Genomic DNA, 17,033 nt, shown 5'->3' with positions numbered 1-17,033 from the left:
GCTAGCGTTTTTTATTGATTATCGGGACCAAGGCTACGGTCCTCCAGTTCCAGAACATCCCCCAGAACCGTTGTGGCAAATTGACCTGGTGCCAGCTGAAACTGCACTTCCAGCACATCGTCCGCCAGCCAGCACCAGGTCAGATTGTCTGGTCGTGCTACCAGCGGCCGGCGTTCCGGCTTCATGCGTGTTGCGGAAAACAACGCCGCAATGTCGGGATGCTGCGCGACCACATCGCGCTCCAGCCGTTCCTGATCTCCCGTGGCGTCGGTTCCACCATCGCCCCACATAGGGCCTGTGGGCGCGTCTACCGGCGCGGCTGACTCCCCCGGAAGAGGATCCCTCCAGCTGCCATCACTCACCCGGGCAGCCAGCACTTCATTAAAAAGCCACGAGCGTGCTGCCGAAAAGTACAATACGTTTTTCGTTCTCTGACTGCCACCTTTGGCGCCACGTTTTGACCGCCGATTCAGTCGTGCCGGGTCAATCTGCAGAGCTTTGTCGAGATTCCCACCGCCCCTTCCGAACCGTTGCGGCCCAAAATAGTTTGGCGCTCCCCTGTCCCGCAAACGACAGAGTGCCTCATCCAGGGAGCGCCGATCGCCAGAGACCGCTCGAAGCACAATCGTGAATCGGTTGCCCGCATGGTCTCCCCGCCTGAGTTTCTTCGGCGCCCGGGTCTCCGACAGCACCCGCCAGTGTTCCCCAATACGTTCAATCAGGGCCGCATCATCCTGTTCCATTCCCGGACGGTAAAGGCTGAACCACTGCGTTGTGACGGCGTGACGATCCTTGAGACCGCAATATCCGACATCGAATGCACGGCAACCGACCAGGCCGGCAAGGGTGCGGGCCACGTAGTCGGTGTTATCGCCAACCTTTTCAAGCAAGAGATAAAGATGCTCACCCTCTCCCGCAAGCCCGCCTGCATCCCCAAGATGCTCGTCCACGCGGAAGTCCTCGGGAAAACATTTCAGCCTTGCCCGCCCGGCTCGGCCTGAAGAGGTCGGCCAGTCCAATCGCCAGTGTCCGGGAGCAGAACCGCTGTCGTTCACAGAGCCCCCGGTTCAAGCAGGCAGATAGCCTGGCAGGCAATGCCCTCCGAACGCCCGGTAAAGCCAAGCCGCTCGGTGGTGGTCGCCTTGACGCTCACCCGGCTGACGGAGACCCCCAGGTCCTCGGCAATGTTCATTCGCATGGACTCTACGTGAGGCGCCATTTTCGGAGCCTGCGCAATGATCGTGGTGTCGACGTTGACGACCGCGAATCCCGCCTCACGAACACGCTCAACGACGCGGCGTAGCAGACCCCGGCTATCGGCACCGGCCCACTCGTCACTGGTATCCGGAAAAAGGTGTCCGATGTCTCCGAGCGCTGCGGCTCCCAGCAAAGCATCGGCGAGGGCGTGCAGAAGAACGTCACCATCAGAGTGCGCCTTCAGCCCTCTTTCATGGGGAATCTGGACGCCGCCAAGCGTCACAACACTGCCATCGCAGAAGGCATGGACATCGAAGCCCTGACCAATTCGCATGTTGATCTCCGATAAAAGGAATCCGTTTCAGGCGGAGTCCGTCGACAGCCGCTCCAGAATGAAACTGGCCAGCGCAAGATCCGACGGTACGGTGATTTTAATGTTATCCGGTCGCCCTTCAATCAGAACCGGTCTGTCGCCCATCAGTTCCAGTGCAGAAGATTCGTCCGTCACGCTGTACCCCCGGGAGAGACATTGCTCCAGAGCACGGGTGAGTGCGCCGAAACGAAACATCTGAGGGGTTAGCGCGCGCCAGAGATGACGCCTGTCTACGGTCGTGTCCACCCGGGCCGGCTCGCCACCATCCGCCTTTTTGAGCGTATCGGCCACCGGCGCGGCCAACAAGCCTCCCACCGGGTGATCCGATAAAGCGGTCACCAACCGTGACAGATCACCGGAATGAAGACAGGGGCGCGCCGCGTCATGGACCAGAACCCAGTCGTCTGGCTGCGCCTGTTCCTGGAGGGCGTGCAATGCTGAAAATACTGAATGCACACGTTCATCGCCACCGGTACAGGTCTGAACCCTGTCGTCGCCGGATGCTTCCGTATCCTGCCACCAACGATCCCTCGCATTGAGGGACACCATACAGCCGGCGAATTCAAACTGGTCGAGTATTCGGGACAATGTGATGTCGAGGAGGTACCGATGCCCCAGCATCAGGTACTGCTTAGGCAATTCCGATTTCATTCGGGTGCCGATTCCGGCGGCGGGAACGACAAGCCAGTGTTTGGGTTTATTCATGAGGCATTCGCACAAGGTAGGGAAACCCAGCGCCCGGTGCTCAACAGTTCATCAATTGTCCACAACGAGGAAGAAGGTTTCGTCCTTGCGGATCAGTCCGAGGTTCATCCGGGCTCGCTCTTCAACGGCACCCTGTTCGTTGCGGAGATTGCGAACTTCCGCATACAGGCTCTCATTACGGGCGGCCAGATCTGCATTCTCGGCACGCTGATCTGCGATGGCATTCTTGAGGGACCACACCTGCGCAAAACTGCCCTCCCCGACCCACAGGCGAACCTGAAGCAGGAGTATGAGCACAACCATGACTGCCCAGAGCGTTTTCATCTCGATCCCGTATAAATTTTAACCAGCCAGCAAACCAGCGATGAGTGTTGAGTATAGACCCTAGAGTAGATTAGCAACAAATTGTTCTAACTGGTTGTACAAAAAGGCCATCGTGTCCGAATTTTCACCCGGAACGCGATGGCCTTAACATTTTGTTACCCGAAAACCGGAAGTTTTCGGGTCATTGGCGCTTTACTGCCCCTTTATTTCACTCAGGCCGCGATAAGGCGCTTTGCCTTCCAGTGCCTCTTCGATTCGCAGCAACTGGTTGTACTTGGCAACACGGTCAGAACGGCACAGGGAGCCGGTTTTGATCTGGCCCGCACAGGTCGCAACGGCGAGGTCGGCAATGGTGGTGTCCTCGGTTTCGCCTGAACGATGGGAGATCACCGCGGTGTAACCGGCATCCTGAGCCATCTTGATGGCGTCGAGAGTCTCGGTCAGACTGCCAATCTGGTTGAACTTGATCAGGATGGAGTTACCGATACCCTTGTCGATACCCTGTTTGAGGATTTTGGTGTTGGTCACAAACAGGTCATCACCTACCAACTGCAGTTTGCTGCCCAGCTTGTCGGTGAGCACCTTCCAGCCATCCCAGTCGCTCTCGTCCATGCCGTCTTCGATGGAAACAATGGGGTAGCGCTCGGAAAGACCCGCCAGATAATCGGCAAAGCCTTCGGAATCGAAGCTCTTGCCCTCACCAGACAACTGGTACTGGCCGTCTTTATAGAATTCGGAAGAGGCACAGTCCAGCGCCAGGGTGACGTCTTTACCCAGTTCATATCCGGCCTTTTCTACCGCTTCCTTGATGGCTGCCAGCGCGGCTTCGTTCGACGGCAGGTTCGGGGCGAAACCTCCCTCGTCACCCACTGCGGTATTCAGACCCTGGGCCTTCAGAACTTTCTTCAGGCTGTGGAAAATCTCGGCACCCACACGAAGCGCTTCGGCAAAGCTCTTGGCAGCAACGGGCTGGACCATGAACTCCTGAATGTCGACGTTGTTGTCAGCATGCTCACCGCCGTTCAGGATGTTCATCATCGGAACCGGCATGGAGAACTTGCCAGACGTTCCGTTCACGTCGGCAATGTGCTCATACAGTGGCTTGCCAAGGGCCTCGGCTGCAGCCTTGGCAGCCGCCAGGGAAACCGCCAGAATCGCATTGGCACCCAGGTTGGCCTTGTTCTCGGTACCATCCAGGTCAATCATGATCTGGTCGAGAGCGCGCTGGTCCGCCGCGTCTTTACCCGTCAGCGCCTCGCGAATCTTTCCGTTTACCGCCTCAACTGCCTTGAGCACACCCTTGCCCAGATAACGGGACGCATCGCCATCCCGAAGCTCCAGAGCTTCGCGGGAACCGGTAGAGGCGCCAGAGGGAGCACAGGCACGGCCAAGGGTACCGTCTTCCAGGATAACGTCCGCTTCCACGGTCGGGTTACCGCGGGAGTCCAGAACCTCACGGGCTTTGATGTTAGCAATCTTGGTCATTCGACTGATTCTCCACGTTTTCTATATCTGAACGGTTATGACTTGTAATCGGGCAAAGAGCAGGTGGGAGATGACTTTCCAAAACTGTGCGGAGCCATGGATGGCGGAGCCCAAGCGCCACAGGGATGTGCCGCAAGGAGCGTGTTTTGGAAAGTCATCTCCCACCTGCTCGTACTCCCAAGCAAAACGAACACCGCCAATCAGGCGGTGTCGATAGGTTTGAAACTTTTTACCAGATCATCCACAGCCTTCACCCGCTGCAGGAAAGGCTCCAGCTGGCTGAGCCGCAGAGCGCAGGGGCCATCGCACCTGGCCTTATCCGGGTCCGGGTGAGCTTCCAGGAACAAACCGGCCAGTCCCTGGGACATACCAGCCAGTGCCAGATCGGTCACCTGGGCACGGCGGCCACCGGCCGAATCCGCCCGTCCGCCGGGCATTTGCAGGGAATGGGTTACATCGAACATCACGGGCACATTCATCGCCTTCATGATGCCGAAGCCGAGCATGTCCACCACCAGGTTGTTATACCCGAAGCTGCTGCCCCGCTCGCAAAGGATAACCTTGTCGTTGCCGGCTTCCTCGCACTTGGTGATGATGTGCTTCATCTCCTGGGGTGCGAGGAACTGGGCTTTCTTGACGTTAATCACCGCGCCGGTCTCGGCCATCGCCACCACCAGGTCGGTCTGACGACTCAGGAAAGCTGGCAGTTGGATGATGTCACAGACTTCCGCCGCAGGAGCGGCTTGGGCCGGCTCGTGAACGTCAGAAATAATCGGCACCCCAAAGCGGGCTTTGATATCAGCGAGGATCTGGAGCCCCTCGTCGAGGCCCGGGCCCCGGAAGGAGTGCACAGAAGATCGATTGGCCTTGTCGAACGACGCCTTGAATACGTACGGGATTCCCAGGCGACCACAGGTCTCCACGTAGGCTTCAGCCACCTCGAAGGCAAGCTCCCGGGATTCGAGCACGTTCATGCCGCCGAAAAGCACGAAAGGCTTATCGTTGGCGACCTCGATCCCTGAGACGTTGACCGTGCTCTGCGCCATGCTCAGGACTCCTTTTTGTGCGCCAAAGCGGCTGCCACAAAGCCCTTGAACAGCGGGTGGCCGTCCCGGGGGGTAGAGGTGAATTCCGGGTGGAACTGACAGGCCACGAACCAGGGATGCTCCGGCGCTTCCACCACTTCAACCAGTTTTCCGTCAGTGGATCGACCGGAAACCTGAAGACCGGCACCTTCCAGCTGGGGCAGGAAATGGTTGTTCACCTCATAACGGTGACGATGGCGTTCACGGATGGTTTTCTTGCCATAGCAGTTGGCGATCGTGGATCCCTCGGTGAGGACGCAGTCCTGAGCGCCGAGACGCATGGTACCGCCCAGATCGGACTCTTCAGTGCGCTCCTCGCGTTCACCGGTGGAATCCAGCCATTCCGTGATCAGCCCCACCACCGGCTCCGGGGTGTGGGTGCGGAATTCGGTACTATGGGCGTCTTTGAGACCTGCAACATTGCGGGCGTATTCGATGACCGCCACCTGCATCCCGAGGCAGATACCCAGATAGGGAACCTTGTTCTCACGGGCGTACTGTACGGTGCGGATCTTACCCTCGACTCCACGCTCACCAAAGCCACCCGGTACCAGAATCGCATCAGCCGACTCCAGAACCCGGGTACCGTCCCGCTCGATGTCCTCGGAGTCGATGTAGTTGATGTTGACCTTCGTCCGGGTCTTGATACCGGCATGAAGCAGGGACTCAATCAAGGATTTATAGGCATCCAGAAGCTCCATGTATTTGCCAACCATCGCAATGGTCACTTCCTGCTCCGGATGCATCAGCGCCTCGACAACACCGTCCCATTCGCTCAGGTCGGCTGAACGCGCGTCCAGATTGAACCGCTCGATGACCAACTGGTCGAGACCATGCTCATGCAGCATCCGCGGGATGGCATAGATGGACTTGGCGTCCTGGAGCGGAATGACGGCACGTTCTTCCACGTTGGTAAAAAGCGCGATCTTGCGACGGGAGCTGGCATCCACCTCGTGCTCGGATCGACACAGCAGGATATCCGGCTGCAGACCGATGGAGCGCATTTCCTTGACGGAGTGCTGGGTCGGCTTGGTCTTGATCTCGCCGGCAGTGGCGATGTAGGGAACCAGCGTCAGGTGCATGAAAAGGGCACGCTGAGGGCCGACTTCAACCTTCAGCTGACGGCAGGCCTCAAGGAAGGGCAACGATTCGATGTCGCCCACGGTGCCACCAATTTCGATCAGTGCCACATCCACGCCTGCCGCGCCTTCCACGACACGACGTTTGATTTCGTCGGTAATGTGTGGAATGACCTGTACGGTGCCCCCCAGATAATCACCGCGACGCTCCTTGCGGATGACTTCTTCGTAGACACGGCCTGTGGTGAAGTTGTTGCGGCGGCTCATCCGGGTACGGATAAAACGCTCATAGTGGCCAAGGTCGAGATCCGTTTCAGCCCCATCTTCGGTGACAAATACCTCACCGTGCTGGAACGGACTCATGGTGCCGGGGTCTACGTTGATGTAGGGATCCAGCTTGAGAATAGTGACCTTCAGGCCGCGTGCCTCGAGGATGGCTGCCAGAGAGGCAGACGCAATACCTTTCCCCAAGGAGGACACGACACCGCCGGTGACGAAAATATAACGCGTCATGCAGATTCCGTGATTATCTGGTTCGGTGAAGGAGGGAGATTGTTCATCTCAAGATGGGACGCCAGACTACCAGAAACCCCCTCCTGACTCAATCACAATCCCGCTCGACAATCAGCCTCCAGCCGGCGGCAGGAGCGCTTCCCGAGTATTGCCCAGAACACCACAAATCGCCAATTGCGATCAGTCTTTGCTGATCCCCCTCGACGCTGAAAACCAGCGGTAACCGAGCCCTTTCCCAGGGTGGAACCGCCTGTTCCTGAAGCCACTTTTTCAAGGGCCGGTCATACCCCCGCGGAGTCGGCTGGAAGGTTTCGCCGCCCTGCCTCGTAGATACCCGTATTGCAGGATTCGGCAGGGTCTGCTCGCTTGCGGGAATCAAACGGATAGACCACTCACCCCATCTGAGGGGCCGTTGCGGGGACAGTTCAGCATCCACCGGCAATGCCTCCGGCGTCGCCGGCACCAGGTAGAGCCGGTCACTGAAACGACGGATAGCAAACCCCTCGCCCACGATTTCAGGCGCGCCATCCTGGCGAGCTCCAATCAACTCGCCAATAACCTGCCCCCAGTCTCGAAGCGCAGGTTCCGGGTAGCCGGCACCCCGGATCCACCAGGTGATCAGATTTTTCCGTTCCACGGGACACAAGCCGGCAAGACGCTCGATAACCAGGCGACCGCAGTGATCGGCACACTGCTCCCAATGGAGTGCCGCCAACCGATCCGCCAGGAAAACACTCTCCCCACAGGCCCTGGCTGTGTGGGAGATTCGCCGGTTCAGCTCAGGCCAGCGGGATCGGATGAGTGGTAGCACACGCTGCCGCAGGAAGTTCCGGTCAAACCGTGCATCGGCGTTGCTGGGATCGTCAATCCATGGCAATCCTGCAGCTGTTGCCCAACCGGATAGATCCCCGCGGCTAAAATCCAGCAACGGCCGGTAAAGCAGACCTTTTCCGAGCGGACGCTTCCTCGGCATACCGGCGAGCCCCCGCACCCCGGTGCCACGAATCAATCGAAAGAGCAGCGTTTCGGCCTGGTCGTCTGCGTGGTGTGCCATCAGCAACAGATCACTGGGCTCCAGCAGCTGCTCAAAGACGTCATAACGCGCCTGACGAGCGGATTCCTCGAGTCCCCCGGCCCGGCCTCCCGAGCGCTGCACGTCAACCCGGCGGCAGGTCAGCGGAATGGCCAACTGCTCACACAGTTGCCGACAGAACCGTTCGGTGGCATCCGCATTAGGCTGGAGTTGATGGTTGACGTGAATCGCCCGGACATCGTGCGGCGTGGGATAGCAATAGGCAGCAAGGTGGGCCAGCAGGGTTGAATCCAGACCGCCGCTGAGGGCAATCCACAAAGTCCGGTGTTCGGGAAGCGACCTGACCGAAGTGCACAGAATCTCCGGCCAGGTATGACCTTCTGGGGGCTTATCGCCCGGTGTCATAGCGGGTGAGGCGTTCGTAACGGCGGGAAACCAGCTCATCCTGCGGCAAACGCGCCAGCTCGGCCACGCCCTGCGCCAAGGTCTCTTTCAGTGACTCCGCCATGGCTTCGGGATTGCGATGGGCACCGCCCAGGGGTTCGGCAATGACGTTGTCCGCCAGCCCAAGGTCCTTCAGGCGATCGGCGGTTACGCCCATGGCCTCTGCCGCCTGCGCGGCGTATTCCGCACTCTTCCACAAAATCGAGGCACACCCCTCAGGGGAGATCACCGCGTAGGTGGAATACTGCAACATATTCAGCTGATCGCAGACACCGATAGCGAGGGCACCGCCGGAACCACCTTCACCGATCACCGTGGAGATAATCGGCGTTTTCAGGCGGGACATGACGGCCAGGTTAAAGGCAATCGCCTCGCTCTGGCCACGCTCCTCGGCGCCAATGCCGGGATAGGCACCCGGGGTATCAATAAAGGTCAGGATCGGCATATTGAAACGCTCAGCCATTTCCATCAGGCGCAAGGCCTTGCGGTAACCTTCTGGCCGAGGCATGCCAAAATTCCGCTTCACCTTGTCCCGGACTTCACGACCTTTCTGGTGGCCGATCACCATGACCGGCCTGTCGTTCAGACGGGCGGTACCACCCACGATGGCCAGATCGTCAGCGTAGCGACGGTCCCCGTGCAGCTCATCGAAATCCTCGAAAATCATCTCGATATAGTCGAGCGTGTAAGGACGCCTTGGATGTCGCGCCAGGCGGGCGATATCCCATGGCTGAAGATCGGAGAAGATGCTTTCCGTGAGACTGACGCTTTTCTTCTTAAGGCGACTGATCTCGTCGGTAATGTTGATGTCGGTGTCGTTACCGACCATTCGAAGCTCTTCAATCTTGGCTTCGAGGTCGGCGATCGGCTGTTCGAAATCCAGGTAATTTGGGTTCATGATGTTCCATCATTTGATTGCCTGACGACCCCATGGGTCGCCAAAACCAGAATTTGGGACAAAGATAACAGCGCCCGAAGTCCGGCTAAAGCGGACATTGGTATGATGCCGTTTTATGACAAAACCGTAATTCATGAACCACTTAGCCGTTTCAGGAGCTGGACTCTACCGGCATTTCCAGAGCCTCTGTGGCTTAATCATAGACCAGTTCCACGGATTGGTCGCCCACCAGGTAACGAAGCTCCAACAGGAGATTGTCATCGGGCTGCACCCGCCAGGATTCACCCAGCTCGATCCGGGTTCTGGCATGGGGGCTGCTGTATTCAATCCACACCGGACTGCCGTCACAACGGAAGGGACGCAGCGTCTCGTCCAGCTTGTCCAACAGGCCATTCTGCAACTGGTCCGTCTTGAGCGCGAGTTTCAGGCCACGGCTGAACTGTTGCCGCGCCGTTGCAACGTCCAGCACCGAATTGACCCGCATTTTCATCTGTCCCGAGTAGTCATCGTGGCTCACCTGACCCTCTACCACGATCACCTGGTCCGACTGCAGCAGTTCCCGGTTTTCGAAAAAGGTTTCGGAGAACAATGTGGCTTCAATACGGGCACTGCGGTCATCAAGCGTAATAAAGCACATGGTGGAGCCGGTGCGGGTTTTCATGGTGCGCTGGGCGACGACCAACCCGGCCACTCTCTGGGGTGACTTGTTAGGCTTGAGATCGGCTATGGACGAGCGCACGAAACGTCGAACTTCCTTCTCGTATTCATCGAACGGGTGACCGGTCAGGTAGAGGCCAAGGGTATCCTTCTCGCCTTTCAGCCGCTGTTTTTCCGGCCACTCACGGACGTTCGCCACGTCCGAGTATGGGTCTCCGTCTTCGCCGCCCTGCAGCATCTCACCAAACATGTCCATCATGCCGGCCGCATCGTTGCGGGACTGCTGATCGGCCTGCTGAACCGCTTTGTCGATACTGGCCATTAACTGGGCACGGCCCGGACCGAGCTTGTCCATCGCCCCTGCCCGGATAAGGGCTTCCATCGCCCGCTTGTTCACTTTCTTGAGATCAACGCGCCGACAGAAATCAAAGATATCCTCGAACGGCCCACCCTCTTTCGCCGCCGCCACGATGCTGTCGATCGGGCCCTCGCCGAGCCCTTTGATGGCCCCCAGACCATAAACAATCTGGCCCTCGTCGTTGACGGTAAACGTGTATTCGGAACGGCTGACATCCGGTAGGACCAGATCCAGCTTCATGTTCCGGCACTCTTCCACCAGCGTCACGACCTTGTCGGTATTCTGCATATCGGCAGTGAGCACCGCCGCCATGAATTCCGCCGGGTAATGGGCCTTGAGCCAGAGTGTCTGGTAGGAAACCAGTGCGTAGGCCGCCGAGTGCGACTTGTTGAAGCCGTATCCGGCGAATTTTTCCACCAGATCAAAGATGTTCTCGGCCAGCGTCTTATCGATGCCGTTGTTCTCGCAGCCATCCAGGAAAATCGCCTTCTGCTTGGCCATTTCCTCAGGCTTCTTTTTACCCATTGCACGCCGGAGCATGTCTGCACCGCCCAGGGTGTATCCGGCCATCACCTGAGCAATCTGCATGACCTGCTCCTGGTAGAGGATAACCCCGTAAGTGGGCTCCAGCACCGGCTTCAGACCCTCGTACTGATAATCCGGATGTGGATAGGACATCGGCTGACGACCGTGCTTCCGGTCGATGAAGTCATCCACCATGCCTGACTGAAGGGGGCCGGGTCGGAACAGGGCCACCAGAGCGATCATGTCCTCCAGGGAATCGGGCTGAAGACGGCGGATGAGGTCTTTCATACCACGGGATTCAAGCTGGAAAACCGCCGTGGTTTCCGCACGCTTGAGCATTTCGAAGGACGGCTTGTCGTCCAGCGGGATGGCGCTGATATCAAGTATCCCCTCGCCGCGCTTTTCGCGCCGGGGATTAATCATGTGCAGGGCCCACTTGATGATCGTGAGCGTCCGCAGCCCGAGGAAGTCGAACTTGACCAGGCCGGCTTCCTCCACGTCACCTTTGTCGAACTGGGTAACGAGGCTGCCGCCTTCGTCATCGCAGTACAGTGGCGAGAAATCGGTAATCTTGGTGGGTGCGATGACCACACCACCGGCGTGCTTGCCGGCGTTCCTGCACACCCCTTCCAACTTAAGGGCCATCTCCCAGATTTCCTGGGCCTCTTCGTCCTGTTCCAGGAATTCCTTGAGCTGGGGTTCCTGCTCAATGGCCTTTTCCAGGGTCATGCCCACTTCAAATGGAATCAGTTTGGAAAGTTTATCCGCGAGCCCATAGGATTTGCCCTGCACCCGCGCCACGTCCCTCACAACCGCCTTGGCGGCCATGGTTCCAAAGGTAATGATCTGCGACACCGCTTCCCGACCGTATTTCTCGGCGGTGTAGTCAATGACGCGGTCCCGACCTTCCATACAGAAGTCGACGTCGAAGTCGGGCATCGAGACCCGCTCCGGGTTCAGGAACCGCTCGAACAGCAGATCGTATTCCAGAGGATCAAGGTCGGTGATCAACAAGGCATAGGCCACCAGCGAACCGGCACCGGACCCACGGCCAGGCCCCACTGGCACGCCGTTATTCTTGGCCCATTTAATGAAGTCCATCACGATGAGGAAGTAACCCGGGAACCCCATCTGAATAATGATATCCAGCTCGAAGTTGAGCCGTTTGTAATAGGCGGCCCGCTTTTCCTCGTAGTCCGGGTCGTCCCTTTCGAGGATGGTTTCCAGCCTGGCCTCGAGCCCTTCTTCCGACACCTGACGGAAATAGTCGTCCATCGTCATACCGTCCGGAATGGGGTAATTGGGCAGGAAATACTCTCCCATCCGAACTGTCACCGAACAGCGGCGAGCAATTTCAACGGTGTTTTCGATGGCTTCGGGAATATCCTCGAACAGCTCGATCATTTCCCCGGCACTGCGAAGGTATTGTTGATCGCTGAAGCGTCGATCCCGTCGAGGATCGTCCAGCGTCCGACTCTCGCCAATGCAGACCCGCGCCTCGTGCGCCTCGAAGTCGTCCGCCTCCAGAAAATGCACATCGTTGGTCGCCACTACCGGCAGATCGAGCCGGGAGGCCAGCTCGACACTCATGTGCAGGCAGTCTTCGTCCCCGGGACGGCCGGTTCGCTGGAGCTCAAGGTAATAGCTGTCGGGGTACAGGTTGGTCCAGTATGCCGCGCGCTCCCGGGCCAGCTCAGGCTTGCCAGCCAACAGGGCCTTACCGACATCACCCTGCTTGGCACCAGACAGCGCGATCAGGCCGGCGGCGCGTTCCTCCAGCCACCGACGCTGGATGATGGGCTTGCCGAACCGCTGACCCTCGGTGTAGCCCAGGGAAATGATTTCGGTCAGGTTCAGATAGCCGTCACTGTTGCGCGCCAGGAGTGTCAGGCGAAACGGGTTGTCAGGCTCGTCAGGATTTTCCAGCCACAGATCCGCCCCGATTATGGGCTTGACGCCCGCACCCACAGCCGCCTTGTAGAAACGCACCAACGAACACATGTTGGACTGTTCAGTCAGGCCGACCGCCGGCATACCCAGCTCGGCAACGCGGCTGACCAGAGGTTTCACACGAACCAGGCCGTCCACCATGGAGTATTCGGAATGTACGCGAAGATGTACGAAGGTCTGCGCCATAACGTGAGGCTTTTCCTGCTGGTTTTCTGTATGTTGGAACGGGTCAACCGCCAATCAGCGACCGGATGTCCGCTTCTGTCTGTGGGCCGAATCTGACTTCCACCAGATCGCCGTCCGGGTTGACAACGAACGTTGCCGGCAAGGCCATGGGGGTCTCCCACCCGAAGCGCTTGCCCGGGTCCTCCGCCAGCATTGTATATTCAATGCCCATCCGGGCGCCGAGGTCGGTCAGCTCCGCACCCGTTACACCATCGAAGTTCACGCCGAGCACGGCGATGTCCGGTGCCTTGTCCAGATTATTCAGCTCGGGAATTTCCTCTCGACAGGGCTTGCACCACTCAGCCCAGTAATTGACCAGAACCCACTGGTTGCGGAGATTGTCCCAATTCAGCTTCGGACCGTCGGCACGCGCAAACTCCTGCTTCTGACATCCAGCCACCAGAGCCGACAGTGTGATCATCAGAACAACCATCAGCCATCGACCGGGCCAGACCGAAACGGGGTACTGCACGTTTACGCCTCCTGTTAGACTACGGGCCTCGAATAACCCGCTGATCTCATTCAGACAAAATCAGGCCCGAAGATGACAGAACCGACCCGGATTTTCCACAACCCGCGCTGCTCCAAATCACGACAAACACTGGAACTCCTGAAAGAGCGTGGCATCGAACCGGAGATTATACGCTATCTCGAAACACCCCCGACAGTGGAGGAGCTCACACGCATCCTCGATCTGCTCGATTTTGAACCGCGTGACCTGATGCGCACCAAGGAAACGGAATACAAAGAGATGGGGCTCGACAATCCCGATCTCGGCCGGCAGGCATTGATCTAGGCGATGGTAGCCACGCCAAAACTGATCGAGCGCCCGATTGTCATCCACGACGGCAAAGCGGCTATGGGCCGCCCGCCGGAAAACGTTCTGTCGATTCTCTGAACCGGATTTCCCTATGCTTCAAAATGACACGGCCAAACTCACGGCCAGGGTAACCATCCTGCTGTACCTTGCGGTACTGGCCACGCTCGTCGTTACCACGTTTTTCCCGGCGCCTGTCGAGGGAGTATCGGTAACCTTGATATTGTCGGTAAAGCTTATCCCGCTGCTGGCATTCGCGGTTCCGGTATTCCGGGGCCATAACCGGGGTTACATCTGGATGGCTTTCGTGGTGATTTTCTACTTCACCCAGGCAGTCGTTTCGGCGTGGCTCAGCGAGGGTGCGCCGGGACCGGTCATACTCACGGCGCTTACCCTGCTGCTATTTGTCAGTGCCATGATCCACCTCAAGGTCAACCGGCCCCCAGCAGGCTGACAGAACTTCCAGAACCCGACTCCGGAGTCACGATTCATGGTGCAACAAACTCGCTTTGAAGCCCAGCGCACCAGCGGCGCAGCCCTGTCACTCCGGGAGCTCTGCACTGCCCTTGAGCGGACCGGTGAGATCAGCCAGGCCGATGCGGAGCGGGTCATGTCCGCGAATCTGGGCACAGCGACAGGAAGCCGGGAGGCCGGGAAGCGACACCCTCTGGAGCTGGTTGCCATCGCGGGCCTGAAGAGTGAACAGGACGGTCGGTCTCTGGATCTTGAGCGCCTCACTCGCTGGCTGGCTGACTGGTCGGGACAACCCTACTATCACATCGACCCCCTGAAGATAGATTCGCCGGCCATTGCCCGGGTGATGTCCTACGCCTTTGCCCAGCGCCACGGCATACTGGCCGTCGAGATCGATGCCAACGAAGTGGTTGTCGCCAGCGCCGAACCCTTCAAAACCGACTGGGAGAGCAACCTCCAGCAAGCCGTTCGCCGCGATATCCGGCGAGTTGTGGCCAATCCCGAGGATATTCGCCGGTACACCGTCGAGTTCTACCAACTTGCCAATTCCGTGAGCAAAGCCAGTGGCCAGGCAGCCGGGTCCGGGAACCAGAACTTCGAACAGCTCCTGGACCTGGGCACCAATGAAAATCCGGACGCCAACGATCAGCACGTGGTGCGAATCGTCGACTGGTTGCTCCAGTACGCGTTTGACCAGCGGGCCTCGGACATCCACATCGAACCGCGGCGGAACCTGACCCGCGTCCGGTTCCGGATTGACGGCGTTCTTCACAACGTCTACGAATTCCCCGAGCACGTCGGGGTCGCCGTGACCAGTCGCCTGAAGATTCTCGGGCGCCTGAACGTGGCAGAAAAGAGACGACCACAGGACGGACGGATCAAAACCCGGAAACCGGATAACAGCGAAGTCGAGCTTCGTCTTGCGACCATGCCGACGGCGTTTGGTGAAAAGATGGTTTTGCGGATCTTTGATCCGGAAGTCCTGCTCAAGTCCTACGAGCAACTGGGTTTCAGCAAGGACGACCAGGAACGCTGGCACGATATCACCGCGCATCCCCACGGCATTGTGCTGGTCACCGGCCCTACCGGTTCGGGTAAAACCACCACCCTGTATTCCACGCTCAAGCAGATATCCTCACCAGAACTCAATATCTGCACGATCGAGGACCCGATTGAAATGGTGGAGCCGGCATTCAACCAGATGCAGGTACAAACCAACATCGAACTGACGTTCGCGGCGGGGATCCGGGCACTCCTGCGACAGGATCCCGACATCATCATGATCGGGGAAATCCGCGATCTTGAAACCGCCGAAATGGCGGTTCAGGCGGCGCTTACGGGCCACCTGGTACTCACCACGCTACACACCAACGATGCACCGAGTGCCATTACCCGGCTGATGGAACTGGGTATACCGCCCTATCTGATACGCGCAACCGTACTCGGCGTAATGGCCCAGCGACTGGCAAGAACCCTTTGCCCTCATTGCAAGCGCCCGGCTCCGGTCGAGGAAGAAGCGTGGCGGACCCTCACCCGTCCCTGGAAAGCACCGGCGCCGAAGACCTTCTACGAACCCGTTGGTTGCCTAGAGTGCCGAAACACCGGCTATCTTGGCCGTGCGGGCGTCTACGAAATCATGACGCTTTCGGATAACCTGAACCGGCAGATCACCGAACAGTGCCAACTGGAACAGCTGCGACTGGATGCCTACAAGGAAGGCATGAAGTCTCTGCGACTGAGCGGCGCACAGAAAGTGGCAGCCGGACAGACCACCGTCGAGGAAATCCTGCGGGTGACCCCCGAGAGCCAGCGCTAGGCGCCCGGGCGCAGCCCGCATTGGCCCAACAGGTCCTGCCAGGCTTTGGTATGCATGCTCATCGCCTCGTCCAGCGCGCGCCAGAGGCTGCCCTCTCCAGTCATGGCCAAATAGCGTTCGTACCACTCCCGGAACGAACCCGGCATGGTCGCCTGCTGCAGTGTCGCGAGGCGCCCGAGCGGTACCATCAGTTCATCCCGGGCACGACGCACATCAGCCAGGTATGGCTGTACCTTCTCAACGTAGACGCTGAAAAACATGCTTTTGACGATGTCCGACTGGTTGTTGGGTTTGCCATTGAGGCAAAGCGGGCGATCATCAAGCCTGGCGCGGATGATCCGGGTGGCATCCCGTAGCCGGGTCACGAGCAGGTTCGCGCTGTTGATCAGCTGACCGGCACGGTATTCAGCCTGCCAGCGCTGCTGGACCTCTCCGGCGAAATCCAGAGACACGTCCAGGTCCCCGGTAACCAGCTTCTTGACGGCAACATCAAGACGGCTGATTTCTCTCGCCAGATCCGATACCGGGTCGCCGTCCGCAGCCACCGGATAGGACCCCTTGGCCAACGTAAACAGGGTCTCGACCTCTTCCACACCCCAGGTACCATTCCAGACCGCGATGGGGAGAGATTTGCGCTTACTCTCAATGGCTTTCTTGAGCGTGGCTTTCAGATCTTCGTCGTCGATAGCCCCGATACACGCCCGGGCAGCATGAATGAATCGGAGTTCGTAGCGAAGACGATTCAGAGGCTGCATGACCCGCCCCATGACCGAATTCTTCTCGCCAACCACATGCTGAAGCTCACAGCCGTATAGCGACAGAAAGTCCAGCATGCCCAGCTCCAGGTCGGGCATCTCCAGCACCCGGTCCCGGCGGCGCGGGATCTGGTCTGCCTGCGGCACTGGCGAATAGCGGGGTTCGGTTTCAAGCACCCGCGCCACCCGCTCCACGTACTCATCCATCATCGGGCGGGCGCTGGAGAACGGATTGCAGGCAGAGAGCAACGGAAACAGCAGAAGTGGCCATAACCTCAGAATACAATGTGCCAGTGTCATGGTCGCTGTCTCCGGATACC

14 protein-coding genes and 1 pseudogene are annotated in these 17,033 nt (G+C 58.7%); 3 read left to right on the top strand and 12 right to left on the bottom strand.

Features of this window, described 5'->3' with window-relative positions; all coding sequences use genetic code 11:
* Nucleotides 1-11 precede the first annotated feature (11 nt).
* From truD to MSNKSG1_RS03930, 11 genes are all read right to left on the bottom strand, one after another.
* Nucleotides 12-1,055 carry a tRNA pseudouridine(13) synthase TruD gene (gene truD, locus MSNKSG1_RS03980; RefSeq protein WP_040886630.1) on the bottom strand — a complete coding sequence of 348 codons (1,044 nt, stop codon included), beginning with the start codon at nt 1,053-1,055 and terminating at the stop codon, nt 12-14.
* Nucleotides 1,052-1,531 carry a 2-C-methyl-D-erythritol 2,4-cyclodiphosphate synthase gene (gene ispF / locus MSNKSG1_RS03975; protein WP_008937956.1) on the bottom strand — a complete coding sequence of 160 codons (480 nt, stop codon included), beginning with the start codon at nt 1,529-1,531 and terminating at the stop codon, nt 1,052-1,054. Before ispF ends, truD begins: the two co-directional genes overlap by 4 nt.
* 27 nt (nt 1,532-1,558) lie before the next feature.
* The gene (ispD, locus tag MSNKSG1_RS03970) at nt 1,559-2,275 is read right to left on the bottom strand and encodes a 2-C-methyl-D-erythritol 4-phosphate cytidylyltransferase (protein WP_040886629.1); all 717 of its coding nucleotides are present in this window, start codon (nt 2,273-2,275) and stop codon (nt 1,559-1,561) included.
* Nucleotides 2,276-2,326: 51 nt separating this feature from the next.
* On the bottom strand, nt 2,327-2,599 hold the full coding sequence (locus MSNKSG1_RS03965) for a septum formation initiator family protein (RefSeq protein ID WP_008937954.1): 273 nt from the start codon (nt 2,597-2,599) through the stop codon (nt 2,327-2,329).
* Nucleotides 2,600-2,791: 192 nt separating this feature from the next.
* Nucleotides 2,792-4,084, bottom strand: a complete 1,293-nt coding sequence (eno, locus tag MSNKSG1_RS03960; RefSeq protein WP_008937953.1) for a phosphopyruvate hydratase — start codon at nt 4,082-4,084, stop codon at nt 2,792-2,794.
* Between the two features lie 200 nt (nt 4,085-4,284).
* On the bottom strand, nt 4,285-5,130 hold the full coding sequence (kdsA, locus tag MSNKSG1_RS03955) for a 3-deoxy-8-phosphooctulonate synthase (RefSeq protein ID WP_008937952.1): 846 nt from the start codon (nt 5,128-5,130) through the stop codon (nt 4,285-4,287).
* Between the two features lie 2 nt (nt 5,131-5,132).
* Nucleotides 5,133-6,761 (bottom strand): CTP synthase, encoded by a 1,629-nt coding sequence (locus tag MSNKSG1_RS03950; RefSeq protein ID WP_008937951.1) that lies wholly within the window; start codon nt 6,759-6,761, stop codon nt 5,133-5,135.
* An 88-nt stretch (nt 6,762-6,849) separates the two neighbouring features.
* Nucleotides 6,850-8,199: a tRNA lysidine(34) synthetase TilS gene (gene tilS / locus MSNKSG1_RS03945; RefSeq protein WP_040886628.1), complete on the bottom strand. Its 1,350-nt coding sequence runs from the start codon at nt 8,197-8,199 to the stop codon at nt 6,850-6,852.
* Nucleotides 8,183-9,136, bottom strand: coding sequence for an acetyl-CoA carboxylase carboxyl transferase subunit alpha (accA, locus tag MSNKSG1_RS03940; RefSeq protein WP_008937949.1), 954 nt, complete (start codon nt 9,134-9,136; stop codon nt 8,183-8,185). The genes tilS and accA overlap by 17 nt, the downstream gene beginning before the upstream one ends.
* Before the next feature lie 193 nt (nt 9,137-9,329).
* Nucleotides 9,330-12,812, bottom strand: coding sequence for a DNA polymerase III subunit alpha (gene dnaE / locus MSNKSG1_RS03935; RefSeq protein WP_008937948.1), 3,483 nt, complete (start codon nt 12,810-12,812; stop codon nt 9,330-9,332).
* Nucleotides 12,813-12,855: 43 nt separating this feature from the next.
* The gene (locus MSNKSG1_RS03930) at nt 12,856-13,323 is read right to left on the bottom strand and encodes a TlpA family protein disulfide reductase (RefSeq protein WP_008937947.1); all 468 of its coding nucleotides are present in this window, start codon (nt 13,321-13,323) and stop codon (nt 12,856-12,858) included.
* 72 nt (nt 13,324-13,395) lie between these two features.
* On the opposite strand from MSNKSG1_RS03930, the pseudogene arsC reads away from it, so the two are divergent.
* The 3 genes and pseudogenes from arsC to MSNKSG1_RS03915 all read left to right on the top strand — a co-directional run bounded on the left by arsC (nt 13,396) and on the right by MSNKSG1_RS03915 (nt 15,958).
* Nucleotides 13,396-13,749 (top strand): annotated as a pseudogene (gene arsC, locus MSNKSG1_RS03925) (arsenate reductase (glutaredoxin)).
* 13 nt (nt 13,750-13,762) lie between these two features.
* Entirely contained in the window at nt 13,763-14,122 is a 360-nt protein-coding gene (locus MSNKSG1_RS03920) for a DUF2069 domain-containing protein (RefSeq protein ID WP_008937944.1), read from the top strand.
* Between the two features lie 36 nt (nt 14,123-14,158).
* On the top strand, nt 14,159-15,958 hold the full coding sequence (locus tag MSNKSG1_RS03915; protein ID WP_008937943.1) for a GspE/PulE family protein: 1,800 nt from the start codon (nt 14,159-14,161) through the stop codon (nt 15,956-15,958).
* Here the strand turns inward: MSNKSG1_RS03915 and MSNKSG1_RS03910 are convergent.
* Nucleotides 15,955-17,013, bottom strand: coding sequence for a DUF3080 domain-containing protein (locus MSNKSG1_RS03910; protein ID WP_008937942.1), 1,059 nt, complete (start codon nt 17,011-17,013; stop codon nt 15,955-15,957). The two genes, MSNKSG1_RS03915 and MSNKSG1_RS03910, sit on opposite strands and share 4 nt — an antisense overlap.
* Between the last annotated feature and the right edge of the window lie 20 nt (nt 17,014-17,033).

This window comes from Marinobacter santoriniensis NKSG1 (assembly GCF_000347775.1).
In the GTDB taxonomy this organism is placed as follows: domain Bacteria; phylum Pseudomonadota; class Gammaproteobacteria; order Pseudomonadales; family Oleiphilaceae; genus Marinobacter; species Marinobacter santoriniensis.
This window is presented reverse-complemented; position numbering and strand designations above follow the sequence as displayed.

What these genes read in the sequence shown, in the direction of transcription:
- kdsA (WP_008937952.1), bottom strand. Translation starts at nt 5,130, where the DNA reads ATGGCGCAGAGCACGGTCAACGTCTCAGGGATCGAGGTCGCCAACGAT.
- MSNKSG1_RS03910 (WP_008937942.1), bottom strand. Translation starts at nt 17,013, where the DNA reads ATGACACTGGCACATTGTATTCTGAGGTTATGGCCACTTCTGCTGTTT.
- ispF (WP_008937956.1), bottom strand. Translation starts at nt 1,531, where the DNA reads ATGCGAATTGGTCAGGGCTTCGATGTCCATGCCTTCTGCGATGGCAGT.
- MSNKSG1_RS03965 (WP_008937954.1), bottom strand. Translation starts at nt 2,599, where the DNA reads ATGAAAACGCTCTGGGCAGTCATGGTTGTGCTCATACTCCTGCTTCAG.
- eno (WP_008937953.1), bottom strand. Translation starts at nt 4,084, where the DNA reads ATGACCAAGATTGCTAACATCAAAGCCCGTGAGGTTCTGGACTCCCGC.
- MSNKSG1_RS03915 (WP_008937943.1), top strand. Translation starts at nt 14,159, where the DNA reads ATGGTGCAACAAACTCGCTTTGAAGCCCAGCGCACCAGCGGCGCAGCC.
- MSNKSG1_RS03950 (WP_008937951.1), bottom strand. Translation starts at nt 6,761, where the DNA reads ATGACGCGTTATATTTTCGTCACCGGCGGTGTCGTGTCCTCCTTGGGG.
- dnaE (WP_008937948.1), bottom strand. Translation starts at nt 12,812, where the DNA reads ATGGCGCAGACCTTCGTACATCTTCGCGTACATTCCGAATACTCCATG.
- tilS (WP_040886628.1), bottom strand. Translation starts at nt 8,199, where the DNA reads ATGACACCGGGCGATAAGCCCCCAGAAGGTCATACCTGGCCGGAGATT.
- accA (WP_008937949.1), bottom strand. Translation starts at nt 9,136, where the DNA reads ATGAACCCAAATTACCTGGATTTCGAACAGCCGATCGCCGACCTCGAA.
- ispD (WP_040886629.1), bottom strand. Translation starts at nt 2,275, where the DNA reads ATGAATAAACCCAAACACTGGCTTGTCGTTCCCGCCGCCGGAATCGGC.
- MSNKSG1_RS03920 (WP_008937944.1), top strand. Translation starts at nt 13,763, where the DNA reads ATGCTTCAAAATGACACGGCCAAACTCACGGCCAGGGTAACCATCCTG.